Origin of the sequence: Bartonella sp. W8167, from assembly GCF_016100335.1 — a bacterium.
Lineage (GTDB): Bacteria > Pseudomonadota > Alphaproteobacteria > Rhizobiales > Rhizobiaceae > Bartonella > Bartonella apis.
Genome location: NZ_JACFSQ010000004.1, coordinates 68,623 through 84,754 on the forward strand (window position 1 = coordinate 68,623; position 16,132 = coordinate 84,754).

General features: G+C 46.7%; 13 protein-coding genes. 5 read left to right on the forward strand and 8 right to left on the reverse strand.

What is annotated here, in order from left to right:
* Positions 1-246: 246 nt before the first annotated feature.
* From H3V12_RS10410 to H3V12_RS10420, 3 genes are all read left to right on the forward strand, one after another.
* Positions 247-1,005, forward strand: coding sequence for a 16S rRNA (uracil(1498)-N(3))-methyltransferase (locus tag H3V12_RS10410; RefSeq protein ID WP_198214606.1), 759 nt, complete (start codon positions 247-249; stop codon positions 1,003-1,005).
* Between the two features lie 91 nt (positions 1,006-1,096).
* Positions 1,097-2,470, forward strand: coding sequence for a glutamate--cysteine ligase (locus H3V12_RS10415; protein WP_198214607.1), 1,374 nt, complete (start codon positions 1,097-1,099; stop codon positions 2,468-2,470).
* 409 nt (positions 2,471-2,879) lie between these two features.
* Complete coding sequence (locus H3V12_RS10420; RefSeq protein ID WP_198214608.1) at positions 2,880-3,968, forward strand: hypothetical protein; 1,089 nt, start codon at positions 2,880-2,882, stop codon at positions 3,966-3,968.
* A gap of 213 nt (positions 3,969-4,181) precedes the next feature.
* On the opposite strand, the gene H3V12_RS10425 is transcribed toward H3V12_RS10420, so the two are convergent.
* From H3V12_RS10425 to H3V12_RS10435, 3 genes are all read right to left on the reverse strand, one after another.
* Positions 4,182-4,991: a tetratricopeptide repeat protein gene (locus H3V12_RS10425; RefSeq protein WP_075869213.1), complete on the reverse strand. Its 810-nt coding sequence runs from the start codon at positions 4,989-4,991 to the stop codon at positions 4,182-4,184.
* Positions 4,992-5,202: 211 nt separating this feature from the next.
* Entirely contained in the window at positions 5,203-5,430 is a 228-nt protein-coding gene (gene rpsU / locus H3V12_RS10430) for a 30S ribosomal protein S21 (protein ID WP_198214609.1), read from the reverse strand.
* Positions 5,431-6,219: 789 nt separating this feature from the next.
* The gene (locus H3V12_RS10435) at positions 6,220-6,693 is read right to left on the reverse strand and encodes a MaoC family dehydratase (RefSeq protein ID WP_075869210.1); all 474 of its coding nucleotides are present in this window, start codon (positions 6,691-6,693) and stop codon (positions 6,220-6,222) included.
* 310 nt (positions 6,694-7,003) lie between these two features.
* Between H3V12_RS10435 and H3V12_RS10440 the strand changes: the two genes are divergently transcribed.
* Positions 7,004-8,320: an NAD(P)H-dependent oxidoreductase gene (locus H3V12_RS10440; protein ID WP_198214610.1), complete on the forward strand. Its 1,317-nt coding sequence runs from the start codon at positions 7,004-7,006 to the stop codon at positions 8,318-8,320.
* Positions 8,321-9,125: 805 nt separating this feature from the next.
* Here H3V12_RS10440 and H3V12_RS10445 read toward each other — a convergent pair.
* Genes H3V12_RS10445 through H3V12_RS10460 form a run of 4 tightly spaced genes read right to left on the reverse strand, consistent with a single transcriptional unit; the run spans position 9,126 to position 13,475 of the window.
* Entirely contained in the window at positions 9,126-10,328 is a 1,203-nt protein-coding gene (locus H3V12_RS10445; protein ID WP_198214611.1) for an NnrS family protein, read from the reverse strand.
* A 48-nt stretch (positions 10,329-10,376) separates the two neighbouring features.
* The gene (locus H3V12_RS10450) at positions 10,377-11,777 is read right to left on the reverse strand and encodes an NAD(P)(+) transhydrogenase (Re/Si-specific) subunit beta (protein ID WP_075869206.1); all 1,401 of its coding nucleotides are present in this window, start codon (positions 11,775-11,777) and stop codon (positions 10,377-10,379) included.
* 11 nt (positions 11,778-11,788) lie between these two features.
* A complete protein-coding gene (locus H3V12_RS10455) occupies positions 11,789-12,199 on the reverse strand; it encodes a proton-translocating transhydrogenase family protein (RefSeq protein ID WP_198214612.1) in 411 nt (136 codons plus the stop codon).
* Positions 12,192-13,475 (reverse strand): Re/Si-specific NAD(P)(+) transhydrogenase subunit alpha, encoded by a 1,284-nt coding sequence (locus H3V12_RS10460; RefSeq protein WP_198214613.1) that lies wholly within the window; start codon positions 13,473-13,475, stop codon positions 12,192-12,194. Before H3V12_RS10460 ends, H3V12_RS10455 begins: the two co-directional genes overlap by 8 nt.
* Before the next feature lie 286 nt (positions 13,476-13,761).
* Here H3V12_RS10460 and H3V12_RS10465 point away from each other — a divergent pair, with 286 nt between their 5' ends.
* On the forward strand, positions 13,762-14,547 hold the full coding sequence (locus tag H3V12_RS10465; protein ID WP_198214614.1) for a gamma-glutamyl-gamma-aminobutyrate hydrolase family protein: 786 nt from the start codon (positions 13,762-13,764) through the stop codon (positions 14,545-14,547).
* Between the two features lie 446 nt (positions 14,548-14,993).
* On the opposite strand, the gene H3V12_RS10470 is transcribed toward H3V12_RS10465, so the two are convergent.
* On the reverse strand, positions 14,994-16,019 hold the full coding sequence (locus H3V12_RS10470) for a LacI family DNA-binding transcriptional regulator (protein WP_198214615.1): 1,026 nt from the start codon (positions 16,017-16,019) through the stop codon (positions 14,994-14,996).
* Between the last annotated feature and the right edge of the window lie 113 nt (positions 16,020-16,132).

Below are 16,132 nucleotides of genomic sequence, written 5' to 3' on the forward strand. Positions count from 1 at the left end.
TCTCATATTTAGTTTTATTTTTTTAAAGTTTCTAGTCACCTTTATGTAAAAAGTAACTACGAATTTTGAAACACTCACTATATTGTTGATCTTGATTTTTTTAAAAGGCTGGAAAACCGGCCTTAAGAGCCTCTATCGACCGGCATTTTGAAAAATTCCCGACGGGTGGATAAGTTGGTGGGTGATGGGGCATTCGGAAATTTTAAAAGCTTTTTTAAAAAAGCACGGGCAGAAAAGTGAGAAGCAATGCGCGCCAATTATAAATTACAGAGACTTTTTGTCGAAGAACCGTTGTCAGCCTGCGGGAAACTGGATCTTGATGAAACCCGTTCGCATTATCTTAAAAATGTACTGCGGATGAACGAAGGAAGCGAGCTTCTGCTTTTCAATGGAAAAGATGGCGAATGGCGTGCAAAAATTTATGAAATCAAAAAGAAAATTGTAGTGCTGGAGCTCGTTTCAAAAGAGCGTGGGCAGGCCGCACCTGCCGATCTCGTCTATTGTTTTGCGCCGCTTAAACACGCCCGCCTTGATTATATGGTGCAGAAGGCGGTGGAAATGGGGGCATCGGTTTTGCAACCGGTTATCACCCGTTTCACACAAGTGACGCGGCTGAACGAAGAGCGTATGCGAGCTAACATCATTGAAGCATGTGAACAATGTGGTGTTCTTTCTATCAGTTCTTGCCGTAGTCCGGTTTCACTCGGAGAGCTTTTGAAAAATTGGCAGCAGGAACGGCATCTTATTTTTTGTGATGAAGCTGCTGATACGCAAAATCCGCTTGAAATATTGAAAAAGATGCCGCGAGCTCCACTTGGTGTGCTTATCGGGCCGGAAGGTGGTTTCAGTGATGAAGAGCGCTCTCGACTCAAACAATTTCCGTTTGTTCACGCAATCCCTCTGGGGCCCAGAATTTTGCGAGCGGATACCGCTGCGGTTGCGGCCCTTGCAGTTATCGATGCAACTTTGGGTGATTGGCGCGACGACGAGCGGTCTCTGATATGAGGGCAGTGGGACTTGAAATTGTGGTACTTGAAAGAGTGATGAAAACGATTAAAAGATAAGATAAATTACAAAAAATTGGAAATTGTGAGTTATGGCGCGCGACATTGAAGATGAAACAGCAATCAACGGTTTTGATGATCTGGTAAACTATCTTGCGGGTGGCGCGAAAACTTCCGATAAATGGCGAATTGGTACCGAACACGAAAAATTTCCGTTTTTTGTCGAGGGGAATAGGCCTGTCCCCTATGAAGGTAAAAGGAGCATTCGTGCCTTGCTTGAAGGCATGCAAGCCATGCTCGGCTGGGAACCGATCCTTGATGAAGGAAAAATTATCGGATTGTTAGAGCCGACGGGTGCTGGCGCCATTTCTCTTGAACCGGGTGGGCAATTCGAACTTTCGGGTGCACCAGTCAAAACAATTCACCAGACTTGCCGCGAAGTAAATGCCCATCTTGCACAAGTCAAGGAAATTGCAGCACCTCTTGGTATCGGCTTTCTGGGACTCGGCGGTAGCCCCAAATGGCGTCTTGACGAAACGCCCCAAATGCCCAAGTCACGTTACCATATTATGACTAACTATATGCCGAAAGTGGGCAAGCACGGTCTTGATATGATGTATCGGACCTGCACAATTCAGGTTAATCTAGACTTTTCATCGGAAACAGATATGCGCCGTAAAATGCAAGTTTCGATGAAATTGCAATCAATTGCCACAGCACTTTTTGCCACTTCGCCATTCACAGAAGGAAAGCCGAACGGCTTCATGTCATGGCGTTCGGAAATATGGCGTGATACCGATAACCGTCGCGCCGGCGTTCTGCCTTTTGTTTTTAACGAAAATTTCGGTTTTGCCGATTATGCCGCATGGGCCCTTGATGTGCCTATGTATTTTGTTGTTCGTGACGGACATTATCATGATTGCACCGACATCACATTCCGCCAATTCATGGAAGGTGCTTTAAAGGGAAAAGTTGACGATTATCGCGCCAATATGGGCGATTGGATCAACCATCTTTCAACATTGTTTCCGGAAGTTCGGCTCAAACGTTTTCTGGAAATGCGTGGTGCCGATGGTGGCCCGTGGCGTCGTATCTGTGCACTGCCGGCTTTCTGGGTTGGCTTACTCTATGATGAAGAGGCACTCGATAGCGCCTATGAGATGACAAAAGATTGGGGCTATGAGGAAGTTCTTGCTATGCGCAACCTTGTTCCCGTTGAAGGGGTGAAAACACCTTTCCGCAATACAACTATTCTGGAAATTGCCCGTCAGGCCCTTGATATTTCCCGAAAAGGTCTCGCCAACCGTAAAAAATTGAATGCCGATGGTGACGATGAAACATGTTTTCTCGATCCCCTCTTCGAGGTGGCAATGACCGGAAAATGCGATTCGGAAAGACTGATATCCAAATTCCATTCGGTTTGGGGTGGTTCGGTTGATCCGGTCTTTTTGGAATATGCATATTAAGCTTTCGGGTAAAGACTAAGCGGGCGGCATCAATCTATCTGGCACTCGCTTTTGAACTGTGCTCGGTTTTGGTACTGCATCCGCTTTTTGAACTGTCTTCGCGTAATTTTAAAAGCCGGAACGGGGAAATTAGGCATTTTATCACCTCTATTTTGCGGTTTGTTGAAGGCAAAGCCGGCTTTAATCAACAGAGAATGTTGATTGTCCCGATTTATGAAGAAACGCTTTTCCGTTCCTGTAAAGTTTGCGGATTTTGAAAGTGATTAAAAGCATTATTATAGAAGTTATTTTTTAAAAAAATCCGGATTATTGCATTTTTAAGAAAAATAAAATCCGGATTGTCTTGTTTTTGGACATATCGAATGCCCATATCAATATTGAGTAAACAAGAGAGGAAAGGGATTTCTCAATGCAGCATGTCGATATTCCATCAATGACGGATTTTAACAAATTGCGAGAGGTGAGAGCTGATGCATGTGTATCAATATACTTGCCGACTACACCGATTACATCCGAAATTGGTGCCAGTAAAATTGAATATGCAAATCAGGTGAAGGAAGCGTTGGCGCAATCCCAGTCTTTGACTGACAAAAGACGTCTGTCAGCGATGGAAAACCTGTTGACCGGTCTTTCCGATTATGAGGAATTCTGGTTGAAGCAGGCACGCAGTCTTGCAGTTTTGGCAACCCCCGATCACATCTGGACTTTCCGCCTGGCAAACCGGTTGAAGTCTTTTGTCGAAGTGGCTGACCGTTTTATGCTGAGCCCGCTTCTTCGTTCGATTACTTTTGCCCATACGGCTCATGTCGTAGTTATTTCTGAAGCAACCGCGCGTCTTATTGAAATAGCAAATGATATCGAACCATTCGAAGTCAAGGTGCCGGATATGCCGAAAAATATGAATAGCGCAACCGGTACGGGAAACGAAAAAATCAGTTCCAATACGGCTGGCCGTTTGACCCAATATTGCCGTCTTGTTGATTCTGCTTTGCGTCGTTATTTGACACGGTCGGACATTCCTTTGATTGTTGCCGGAAGTGATGCGGCAATCAATGCTTTCCGTTCCGTTTATAGCGGCAGCAACCTGATCGGAGAGATTGTGAATGCAGGGCTTGACCGCGCAAATCCGACAGAAATCGGTGATCTTGCCCGTCCGGTTCTTGATCGCTATTATGAACGGCAAGTTGCCGATATCCGCTCGCGTTTTGAACATTTGACGAACGAGGGGCGTACCACAACCGATATTGCACTTGCTGCACGTGCAGCAACATTCGGCCAGATTGATACTCTGCTTGCCGATATGGATGAAATGGTTCACGGCACTGTTGACGAAAAAACCGGTGCGGTTACTTTCGGTAAGGAAGGGCCGGATACCTATAATGTGGTGGACGAGATAGCAAGCCGCGTTCTTGCCAATGGAGGGCATGTGCTTGCTGTGCGCAAGAGTGATATTCCGAATAACCAATCACTTGCAGCGATTTTCCGTTTCAGAATGTAGGAAACACAATTTTTCTGGTGCCGCTCTTTGGTTGAAGGAGCGGCTTTTTCACAGTTGGTAATTTTTTTAACACGCATAACAATCAAAGCCTGAAACAAATTTTTGTTTCAGGCTTTCTGTTTTTTCAACCGGAATATCTATGTGGCCATAGACCAATCGAATAGCGGTGATGGATAGTATAGGGGAAACGGACTTGCTAACGAAGTCGGATAATCACCCGCGCGTACGGCGTTGTCCTTCCTTTGCCGGCTTGAAATTCGGATCAAGAGTGACTGCCTTTGTGTAGGAAGCGTAGGCTTTCTTCTTCTCGCCGCGATGTTCATAAACCATTGCCTGGTTTGACCAACTTTCGGCAATGTTGCTATCAAGACGTATTGCAGCATTGAAATCATCAAAGGCATTATCCCAGTCGCCAAGTGCGGCATATGAAAGTCCGCGTCCGTTATAAGGGGCGGGAGCATTCGGTTGGCGCGACATGGCTGCACCAAAATCCGAGATTGCCTGCTGCTGATCACCACGAGCCTGCTCGATGAGCGCACGGTTGTGCCAAGCACGTCCATCGGTTGTGCCAGCCTGAATGGCACTGTTGAAATCGTTATAGGCAAGATCAAGCTTACCGCTTAAACGGTAGACATTTCCGCGTCCGATCAATGCAACGTCATAATTCGGATTGATTGCCAAAGCACGGTTATAATCGGCAATTGCAGCCGACATATTTCCCATATTGCGATAGATCAAAGCACGATTGGCATAGGCGTTATAGAAATTCGGGTTAAGTGAAATGGCCGAGGTAAAGTCGGCAATTGCTTCCTTGTTACGGCCGGCACGCCCATAAGCCGAACCACGAACGTTATAGCCTGCAGGGTCACGCGGATTGGCCTTGATAACAGCAGTGAGCGAAGAAATATTCTCGTGCGAGCCTTGAGCAACATCATCAGGATCGAGGACGTTATTGGTCGAGCTGCATCCCGCAAAAACGACAGCACCTAAAAGAAAGAAAGCAGAAAGTTTCAATTTTTTCATCGGGTACGATCCTGTTCAAGACAAATTCACGGTTGCTAAATCACCCAAATTCGACAACTAAGATACAACAAAAAAGTGGAAATGCGTTCTGCATCTCCACTCGTATGAGGCGAAAATTCAACTTCGCAGAATCCATCTTTTGCCAAAACATTTTACACACCGCGAGAGAAACCCCACACGTTCGATAGAATATTTCAGCAAATTCTGAATATCAGTGGGCAGAACCGTGGCCGCTCACCAAGCCTTCACGCTGTGCGCGTTTGCGTGCCAACTTACGGGCACGACGGATAGCTTCAGCCTTTTCACGGGCGCGCTTTTCCGACGGCTTTTCATAATGGCCGCGCATCTTCATTTCACGGAAGATACCTTCACGTTGCATTTTCTTTTTCAGCGCACGGAGCGCCTGGTCAACATTGTTATCGCGAACGAGTACTTGCACGTTTAATCCTGCTTTGTTTTCAATATCTCAGTTAAATGGGTAAACCCCAGACGTACCAAGCCAGCAAAGGCATGGTTTCAAATGATTGCGGTGCAAATACCACAAAAAAGGCGTGCTTGTCTATATTGCTTTTCCAAAAGCTGTGTTTTTTAAAAAATTTATTGGTCTTTATTCGCTTTGAGTGATGAAAACACGAAAAAAGAGCCAAAACAATCGCTTATTTTACTCGAATTTCTACAGAAACGACCTCGTTTCAAAAAACTTCAGACAAAAATATCGCAAAAATTGTTCCCGATAGAAAGGAAACATCAAAGAGCGACTCGCTTTTTAACAATCGCGATTTCGATGATATTTCCTGAAAAGAGGCGATGAAAAGTGACCATTTTGATGAAATTCCGGAACCAGAATTAAACAGAATGAAATAACAAAAAGAAGAGTTGAAAAAAATCGAATAAAAGTCGGATAAAACTTGTAAACGCAATGCGACAAGTGTTGCATGAAAATGTCGCTTTTATCGGGAAATGATATTGCCTTTACCAGCAATATATAAACGGAGTTTTATCGGCAGTAGTGCGGAATTTTGAAGCGATACTGCCGATCTATCAAATATTGAAAAGCTCCGACCTCAAAACAATTTCCGATATCTCGTCTTTTTCAGACAATTCTCGAAAAAGCGGTCTTTAGCAAAAATTTCCGAATGACATGAAAATTATGAATTCCGGATGAGCTCACCCCGATCTTCAATAATTGTGAAGCTTGTTGGGGGAGCCCCATAAAATCGGCTAAAACTCAGGAAGCTTTTGGGGGAACCATAGCGATTGTAATCCAGTCGGCAGTCAAAGCCGGTTTTTTCACATTTTCGATTTCAAGGGTTACGCCATAATGAAAAACGATTCGTCCGGAAGGGCGAATTTCCGCATTGGTCAAAACAAAATGGGCACGAACCTTTGCACCGGTCTTGACGGGGCTCATCAACCGCACTTTATCAAAACCGTAATTGATACCCATTGTTGTCCCCTCAAGCTCGGGAAGGGCCTCGTAGGCCAATGTCGACAACAGCGAAAGGGTTAGAAAGCCGTGGGCAATTGTACCGCCAAAGGGCGTTTCTTTGGCTCGTTTTTCATCAACGTGGATCCATTGATGGTCATCGGTTGCATCGGCAAACTGGTTAATCATTTCCTGCGTGACAGTACGCCAATTCGAAACGCCTACTTCTTTGCCGATTGAAGCGGGAATATCATCAACAGTCACTTTGCCGGGCATGAATGTTTTCCTTATCAATATTTTGTCGCGGTCGCCTCTCATCGGCGAAAGACCGCTTATTTATGAGCTCAAGCTGCTTATACAGGCCAAATAATTTTCGCGCAAATTTTTGTTTGGAAAATGTGTGGGGGGTTATTCTGCTCTCTGCTCTCTGGATTTGGCATCGACCAATCACGAGTCTTGCAATTTTTAACCGTTGTTATTAGACCTTTGAGGAAAAGATTATGCGCTGAACGAGTGGCAAAACCCGATGATAGAAATATTTTATCGGGCTGATGAATGACCGTTTTTTACCGGAGAATTTTTTGAAATGACAAGCAATGTAGCCCTTATCGGTTTGGCCCGCGACCTTAAAAAACGCGAAGAAAGTGGCAAGCCCATCCGTATAGGGCTTGTCGGTTGCGGGGAAATGGGAACCGATCTGTTGACAGGTGTCGCCCATATGGATGGCATCGAGGTTGCAGCGGTTTCGACAAGGACACCTGAACGTGTGCTTGATGCGGCAAAAATTGCTTATGACGAAACGGGGCATGCAAAGGAAGTTTCCAATTCGTCGGAAATGACAGCAGCAATCGAAGAAGGAAAAATTGCCGCCACCGACGATCTTGATATGTTGCTAAAAAACGAGCTTGTCGATGTTATCGTCGATGCGACTGGCTATCCCGAAGCAGGCGCGGAAATCGGTTATAAAACGCTGCAAAACAACAAACACATTGTTATGATGAATGTCGAGGCCGATGTCACAATCGGCCCTTATCTTAAACATGAAGCCGAAAAACGTGGCCTTATCTACACACTTGGTGCCGGTGACGAGCCATCTTCCTGCATGGAGCTTATCGAATTTGTTTCGGCACTCGGACACAATGTTGTTGCTGCAGGCAAGGGCAAAAACAATCCGCTCGATTTTGATGCAATTCCCGATCATTATGAAGAAGAGGCAAAGAAACGCAATATGAATGTGCGTATGCTTGTCGAATTCATTGACGGTTCAAAAACAATGGTCGAAATGACGGCCATTGCCAACGCAACCGGCCTTGTTCCCGATTGTCCTGGTATGCATGGCCCGAAAGCCGATATCGACCGGCTAAACAAAGTGCTTATTCCGGAAAAAGATGGTGGCGTTTTGTCAAAATCCGGCGTTGTCGATTATTCGATCGGGCGGGGTGTTTCACCGGGAGTTTTTGTGGTTGCAGAAATGCGTCATCCCCGTGTTTGGGAACGTATGGAAGATTTGAAAATCGGTGAAGGACCTTATTTTACATTCCATCGTCCTTATCATCTCACAGCAATGGAAGTGCCGCTCACCTGTGCACGCGTCATGCTTTATGGAAAGGCCGATATGGTGCCACTTGATCGGCCGGTTGCAGAAGTTTGCGCCGTTGCCAAGAAAGATTTGAAACCCGGGGACAAGCTCGATTTTATCGGACTTTATACCTATCGCGCATGGAATATGACAGTCGGGGATGCAAGGAAGCACCAGGCAATTCCTTGTGGTTTGCTTGAAGGGGCAACCGTTACCGCACCGATCAAGAAGAACGAACTCATCACTGTAAAAAATGCTGCAATCAATGAGAACCAGTGGATTGCACGCTTGCGTAAAAAACAGGATAAACTTATTTACGGCTGATCGGGAGTTTTAAAACATCGCGGCTGATAAACGATAAAAATACGATTATAGCCACCATTGGATAAGGCTTTGTATTTGGCAAACAGGAAAGCTGATTTTTTGCCAAATGTGAAGCCAAGAGTTTGTTTTTTGCGTCAGACAACGTCTCTCGTCAAAAGGGGCCTATGCTATTGTAATTTTTAAAGCCCTTGATGCGTGACGTTGCCGGATAGCAACCGTCCAAAAGGGGAAACGGAAAGGCATAACCCGTCATCTACTTTCTGAAGTTCTCATGTGCCTTGGTCAACAAGACGGACTTCTCTTTATCAACGACACGCAACATCAAAGACCGGCAATTTTCCGTTTGTCCGCTTTACCTTCGATGATTCATGCGGCCGAGATTCCCATAGGTTCAAATTCTCGTTGGAATGAAAAAGGCCAAGAAGGAAGAAAAGGCAAACGAAGCGGGGCGTTCGAGAATAAGTGTAATTTGTTCTTCACGCCACAAGTTTATCACGCTGAGAGGTTATAGCTGCTACTGCGGTTTTTAAAGTGGAATTACGCGGCGGTTTAAGAACCGGATAAACAGAAATTCCGTCAACATGACTCAAACGAAAAGGCATTCTTCAACAAGCGCGCTCACGAAAATCACGGCGAGAAGATGCCCTACATAATCGTTTTATGAAATATCTATAGGACCCCGTCTCTTCGCATTGCGGAGCCAAAAATAGAGACAGACCGTTATTTGGGCTGTGAAAGCTTTTGAAATTCAATCAGGCAAACCCTTTAAAGGGAAATTGCGTTTTGCTTATCCCGATAATGACCTTCAATTCGGAACGCGTGGTTTGCGTGGTTTGGTGAGGATATTCCAGTAAAGCACAACGAAACCCAAAAAAGCCAGAATCCATAAAGTTCCGGCAATGTGAAGCGTTGGCAGATTGTTATTGGCAATGCCGGCAAAAAGCCGCAGCCAGACCGATAGAAACAGCGCAAGGTAAACCAGTACGACCGGCCAGGAAACTGTAAGTGGCCGACCGGCGTGACCAAGGCTTGCACGCGTCATAACGGCCATTGTCATCATGCCGATGCCACCGGCCATCCATAAATGTTGCACCGGTGCGCGTCCCCCCGGAATAATTCCGAACGCGCCAAGCGCCAAAGCGATAAACCCTAGCGGAATAAACAGAAAGCCGACATGAAGCACAAAAACCAGCGGTTCTTTTAAAGTTGCCAAACCACGCCAACGTTGAAGCCGGTAAAGATTGGCAATGCCACAAAGGCCGCACAATAGGGCGGTCAATTTTGTGTCGGGAAAGAGAATCCACAGAACGAGGCAAATAGCCGTAAAAACCATGATGGTTTGGTCAACGCGCCCGTGTGGAGCCGGCAGTTTTGTGTTCCCGCGTTTGGCAAGCCAATTGCGTGTGAAACTTGGCACAATACGGCCACCAATAATGGCAATGAGGAAAACCGCAATGGCAAGGGCAAGGCGAGCTCCATAACCGTCGGCAGCATAACCATCATTAAAGGCTTCACAATCGAAAATCAGATTGGCGCAGAAAAGCAGAACAAGCAAAATAAGCACTTTGAGATTACGCCAGTTTTTTCCATATATAATTTCACGCCCGATAGCGATGGTGAAAAGTAGCGGAAACAGCAAATCAAGGCCGACTGTCACAGTCGCTGGCAAATCGGATGAAAGCACCATGGCAATGCGCCCGATAAGCCAAATGGATACGAGGCCCAAAAGCGGCCAGCCGACAATTGGCATACGACCGGTCCAATTGGGAACGGCAGTCATCAAAAAACCGGCAATGACGGCCCATAAATAACCGAAAAGAAAGCTGTGTGCGTGCCAGGAAAACGGATCAATTCCGATTGCCAGCACATCTTTGCCGGAAAAAAGGAAAATCCAGATAAACAGACTGAATACAGCCCAGATACTTGCGAACAAAAAAAATGGCCGATAGCCATAACTCAAAAGTGCCGGACCTTGCCACGCTCTCATCTGTTCGGCCGAACTTGCCATGATTGTTCCTCTAAAAAAAATGCCGCCTTGTTGGCGGCATCTTAAGGATTATTCCATGGCTTTGACAATGCTTTCGACCATTTTTTTGGCATCGCCAAAAAGCATCATGGTGTTGTCACGGAAAAACAGCTCGTTTTCAACGCCCGAATAGCCTGTTCCCATACCACGTTTCAGGAACAGAACTGTTCCCGCTTTCGATACATCGAGAATCGGCATGCCATAAATAGGGGAAGATGGATCCGATTTGGCGGCAGGGTTGGTTACGTCGTTGGCACCAATGACAAAAGCAACATCTGCTTCGGCAAATTCGGAATTGATATCGTCAAGCTCGAAAACTTCGTCATAGGGCACATTGGCTTCGGCAAGCAGCACATTCATGTGGCCGGGCATACGGCCGGCAACCGGATGAATGGCATATTTGACTTCGACTCCGTTTTCCTTGAGCTTGTCAGCCATTTCACGCAGTGCGTGCTGTGCCTGTGCAACAGCCATGCCATATCCCGGTACGATAATGACCTTATTGGCATTTTTCATAATGAATGCCGCGTCGTCAGCCGAACCCTGTTTGACCGGACGGCGTTCGACTTCGTTATGTCCGGCAGGACCGGCACTTTCACCACCGAATCCGCCAAGGATCACGGAAATGAACGAGCGGTTCATGCCTTTACACATAATGTAGGAAAGGATGGCACCGGACGATCCGACCAGTGCACCGGTGATGATCAAAGCCATATTTCCGAGAGTAAAACCGATACCCGCGGCTGCCCATCCCGAATAGGAATTGAGCATGGAAACAACAACCGGCATATCAGCGCCACCGATCGGCACAATCAGTGTGACACCGATAACAAGCGACAAAAGAACAATAAGCCAGAAAACCAGATGGCTTTCGGTTCCGACAAGTGCGGCGATGAGAACAACGATTGCCGCTGCAAGAACAATGTTGATCAAGTGCCGGTTCGGCAAAATGATCGGTTTACCGGACATACGTCCATCAAGTTTCAGGAACGCAATGATGGAACCGGTAAAGGTTATCGCACCGATTGCGACACCGATTGCCATTTCAACAAGTGCCCGCCCGTGGATAGAGCCGATTTCGCCAATGCCGAATGAATGCGGCGAATAAAGTGCACCGGCGGCCACCATAACGGCAGCAAGACCGACGAGCGAATGGAAAGAGGCAACAAGTTGCGGCATTGCCGTCATGGCAATGCGGCGGGCAATGATAGCACCGATAGCGCCACCGATGGCAAGACCTATAATGATGAGGACAAGGCCACCGAAGCTTGGACGGGCAAGCAATAGTGTTGTGATGATGGCAACAGCCATGCCGACCATGCCATAGGCATTGCCCTTGCGGCTTGTTGTCGGATGGGAAAGCCCGCGCAGCGCCATGATGAACAGGACACCGGAAACGAGATAAAGAAAGGCGGCAAAATTAACACTCATAGTTTCAAGCCTCACTTATCTTTTTTCTTGTACATGGCAAGCATGCGTTGGGTAACGAGAAAGCCGCCGAAAATATTGACGCTTGCAAGTACCAGTGCGATGAAGCCGAAAGTGCTTGCAAGGCCTGAAGACGAAAGACCGACAGCAAGCAGCGCACCAACGACGATAACTGAAGAAATCGCATTGGTAACAGCCATCAGCGGTGTGTGGAGAGCCGGCGTGACTGCCCAAACAACATAATAGCCGACAAAAATCGCCAGTACGAAGATCGCAAACTGGAAAATGAACGGGTCAATAACACCGCCGGTCACATTGTGGACGGCATCAACGGCATTACTGGAGATTTGGCCGCCTGCTTCGCGCACAGCGGCAATGGCCTGATCCAGACCTTGAAGGGCTTTGTCGAGAGCCTCGTTAGACATTATCTGGCTCCTTTTTCATCTGTTTTTTATCCGCTTTGGCGGCTGGTTCTTTATGTTTCGAGGATGTATGGTTTGCCGGTTTTTCAGCCTTTTCATCGGCTTTTTTTGCCGGAGCCGGTTTTTTATCGGCGGCTTTTTTCTCCGATTCGTCTGCAAAGCGGGGATGAACAACATGACCGTCGAAAGTGAGCAATGTTGCTTTGACGAGCTCGTCATTCCGGTCGATAGTAAACGCTTTTGTCTCCTTGTTTGTCATGATATCGACAAAGGCATAAAGATTGCGCGCATAAAGCTTTGAAGCAGTAGCGGCAATGCGACCCGGAACATTGGTGAAGCCGATAATCTTCACCCCTTCAACTTCGACAATCTTATTAGCAACAGCGCCTTCGACATTGCCACCTCTTTCAACGGCAAGATCAACCACGACCGAACCCTGACGCATGGTTTTAAGCATCGCTTTAGTGATAAGGCGCGGTGCCGGACGACCGGGAATCAATGCGGTTGTAATGACAATATCCTGTTTGGCAATATGCTCGGCAGTCAAGGCCGCCTGTTTTTGCTGGTATTCCTTAGACATTTCCTTGGCATAGCCACCAGCCGTTTCAGCCGCTTTGAATTCATCATCCTCGACGGCGATAAATTTTGCACCAAGGGAAGCGACCTGCTCCTTGGCAGCAGGGCGCACGTCATTTGCTGTGACCGATGCACCGAGACGCCGTGCGGTGGCAATGGCCTGAAGACCGGCGACACCCGCCCCCATGATGAAAACCTTGGCAGCCGGAACGGTTCCTGCCGCTGTCATCATCATGGGAAGGGCGCGATCGTAATATTCGGCTGCATCAATCACTGCCTGATAACCGGCAAGATTTGCCTGTGATGACAGAACATCCATGACTTGCGCACGCGTAATGCGCGGCATGAATTCCATTGAAAAGGCATTCAATCCGGCTTTGGCCATGGCCTTGACATCATTCTCGTGGCCGAATGGATCGAGAATGCCGATAAGACTTGCACCCTTTTTATATTGCGACAATTCCTTGGCACTCGGACGGCGCAATTTTAAAATGATGTCGGCTTTGCTTGCCTCGTTTGCACCAACGATTTTTGCACCGGCTTCCTTGTAGTCCTCGTCACTTATCAAGGACTGGAGACCGGCACCTTTCTCGACCGACACATCATAGCCGAGATTGATAAGCTTTTTGACAGTTTCAGGAGACGCGGCAACGCGTGTTTCCCCTTCGGCTGTTTCTTTGGCAACAAAAACTGTTTGACCCAAATGTTATCTCCTTGAGTTTCAGGGAAGACAAACTGTCTAACGACAGTCTCTTCTCCCCACCTATTCACAATGCCGGATTATTTCAGAAAAATTGAAACGATTTAGTAGTAACGATAAAACCACATCATTTCCAGTGGTTTTGCTAAAATTTCATTTTTCAAGATTTCTGATCGTGAAAAGTTCAGGGAAAATATTTTTAAAAACACCAGTCTGAATGGAAATAGGGCATTTGACAAACCCCCGTTTTCTTTGAATATTGACCGGATAATATATAAAGGGAACACAAATGGCTGATCGTTTAAAGCCGCTTGTTGCGGTACCCTCCGATTGCCCCTCCTTTGACGGTTATGTCTGGAATGGCGCGCCCGTACAATATCTTGAGGCCGCGTCAAAGGTCGCTGATGTTGCGCCTCTTATCGTGCCGTCACTTGGGCGAGATGCCGATATACAATCCATACTTGCGGTTGTGGACGGTGTTCTTATCACCGGAGCGAAATCCAATGTAAATCCCGCGCGCTATGGCGAAGCCGCCACGACAGATCATGAGCCGTTCGATTTTGCCCGAGACGAAACATCTTTTTTCCTTATCCATGCGGCAATCAGGCTAGGTTTGCCACTTCTTGCCATTTGCCGCGGTATACAGGAACTCAACGTCGCTCTTGGGGGGACATTGTCACCGGCGCTACAAAAAATACCGGGGAAACTCGATCATAGAGCCAATGATAAAAGTGACAGTGATAAAAAGTTCGCCATAAGACAACCGGTGCATGTGAGCGAGAATACGTCGCTCGCAGAAATTGTAGGAACCGGCGAAATCATGGTGAACTCAGTTCACCAGCAGGGAATCAACAAGCTCGCGCCACGTCTTGTTGCCGAAGCGATAGCCGCCGATGGCACGATTGAAGCAGTCAGTGTGAAGGATGCGAAAGATTTTGCCCTCGGGGTACAATGGCATCCCGAATATTGGGCAACAAGCGATATACCATCAAACAAGATATTTAAAGCATTTGGCGAAGCAGTTCATCATCATTATGATAAGCGGCTCGAGAAAACGGGTGCCGTGGAAAAATAATCACCTTGAAAAAAGGCAAGCCGTGAAAAAATAGGAAACACTTATTCCAAAAAATATCGGCTTTCGTAAAAGTACGCTATTCGGAAAAATTATGAAACCTTTTTCAAGTTTATGCGCAAGATCCATTTTGTTATGGTTTTTGAATGCAAGATTTTTTTGTTTTTGTTGCAGCATTTTCAAAAATTGTTTTGATGAAGCCGGAGCAACCATTCCTGCTTTTTGAAACAGAGTGGTATCCGTTACTGTGTCCGAAGAGAATTGACGCACCAACCGGAAAAAGGTTTTGCTGTTTTTACACTCGAATTCCGCCCCATATTCTGTTTTAAAATTATGTATGGAACTGTTGGAAACGCGAAAAAACAACCACATTTTATCATAAAGCGAAAGTCACTTTATGATGTCAGAATCATAGATTATCGGAAACGGATATCAGAAAATTAAAGTTTTCAGTCTTTTCGCGGAACCATGCGACCGGTTGATTGGCGAATGTGCAATTCCGGTTTGATAAGGTCGTGACCATTTTTCACTTCGGTACCGTTCAAAAGGTCAAGAAGAGCACGCGCTGCACGCCTTCCCACTTCCCTTTGACCATTCCAGACTGTGGTGAGTGCGGGTGTGGCAATTGCCGCTTCCTCGAGATCATCATAACCGGTGACAGAAATATCCCGCCCTGCAACGAGGCCGGCACGGGCAATTCCGTTCATCAAACCGATAGCGGCAAGGTCATTGAAACAGACAGCGGCTGTCGGTTTATCTTTGAGTGCCAGAAATTGTGGTGCAATTTCGAAGCCTGCCTGTTTTGTTCGCGGTCCTTCAAGGCGCCATTCGGGTTTTGCTTCAAGGCCTGCAAGCTGCATGGCGTGACGATAACCTTCATAACGGTCATGGCCTGTCGATGTGTAATCGGTGCCGCCAACCATAGCGATGCATTTATGCCCGAGCGAAATAAGATGGTTGGTAGCAAGAGAAATACCATAAGTATCATCGCCACAAAAAACCGGAACATTTACCCCTTCGACATGACGAGCGACAAACACAACAGGCAAACCGTTATTTTGCGCCATCTCGATGTCTTTTGCGGGAGTTCCGATTGCCGGTGACATGATGACGCCATCAGCTCCGAGCTGGAGTAACGTTTCCAGAAAATTGCGTTGCTTATCCAACTGGTCATAATGGTTGGAAAGAATGAAGGTTTGCCGCGACCGGTCGAGTTCAGTTTCGATCGAGCGCAATATTTCGGCAAAAAACGGATTCATAATGTCGTGAACAACGACACCGACAATGCCCGAGCGTGATGTGCGCAAGCTTGCTGCGCGGCGGTTATAAATATAACCGATATCACGAGCATAATCCTTGATTCTGTCACGCGTGTCATCTGCTACAAGCGGACTGTCACGTAGCGCAAGTGAAACCGTAGCTGTAGATACATTCAATGCATCGGCAATGGTAGAAAGCTTGATTTTTTGTGACAATGCCCCTCATCCTATCAAAGATAAAACAACAGCAAGCTTCTGTTACCTTCAAGAGGATTGAATGAATACCCCATTGGGAGGTTCTGGAAAAGCGTGAAACGTTATTTTCACCT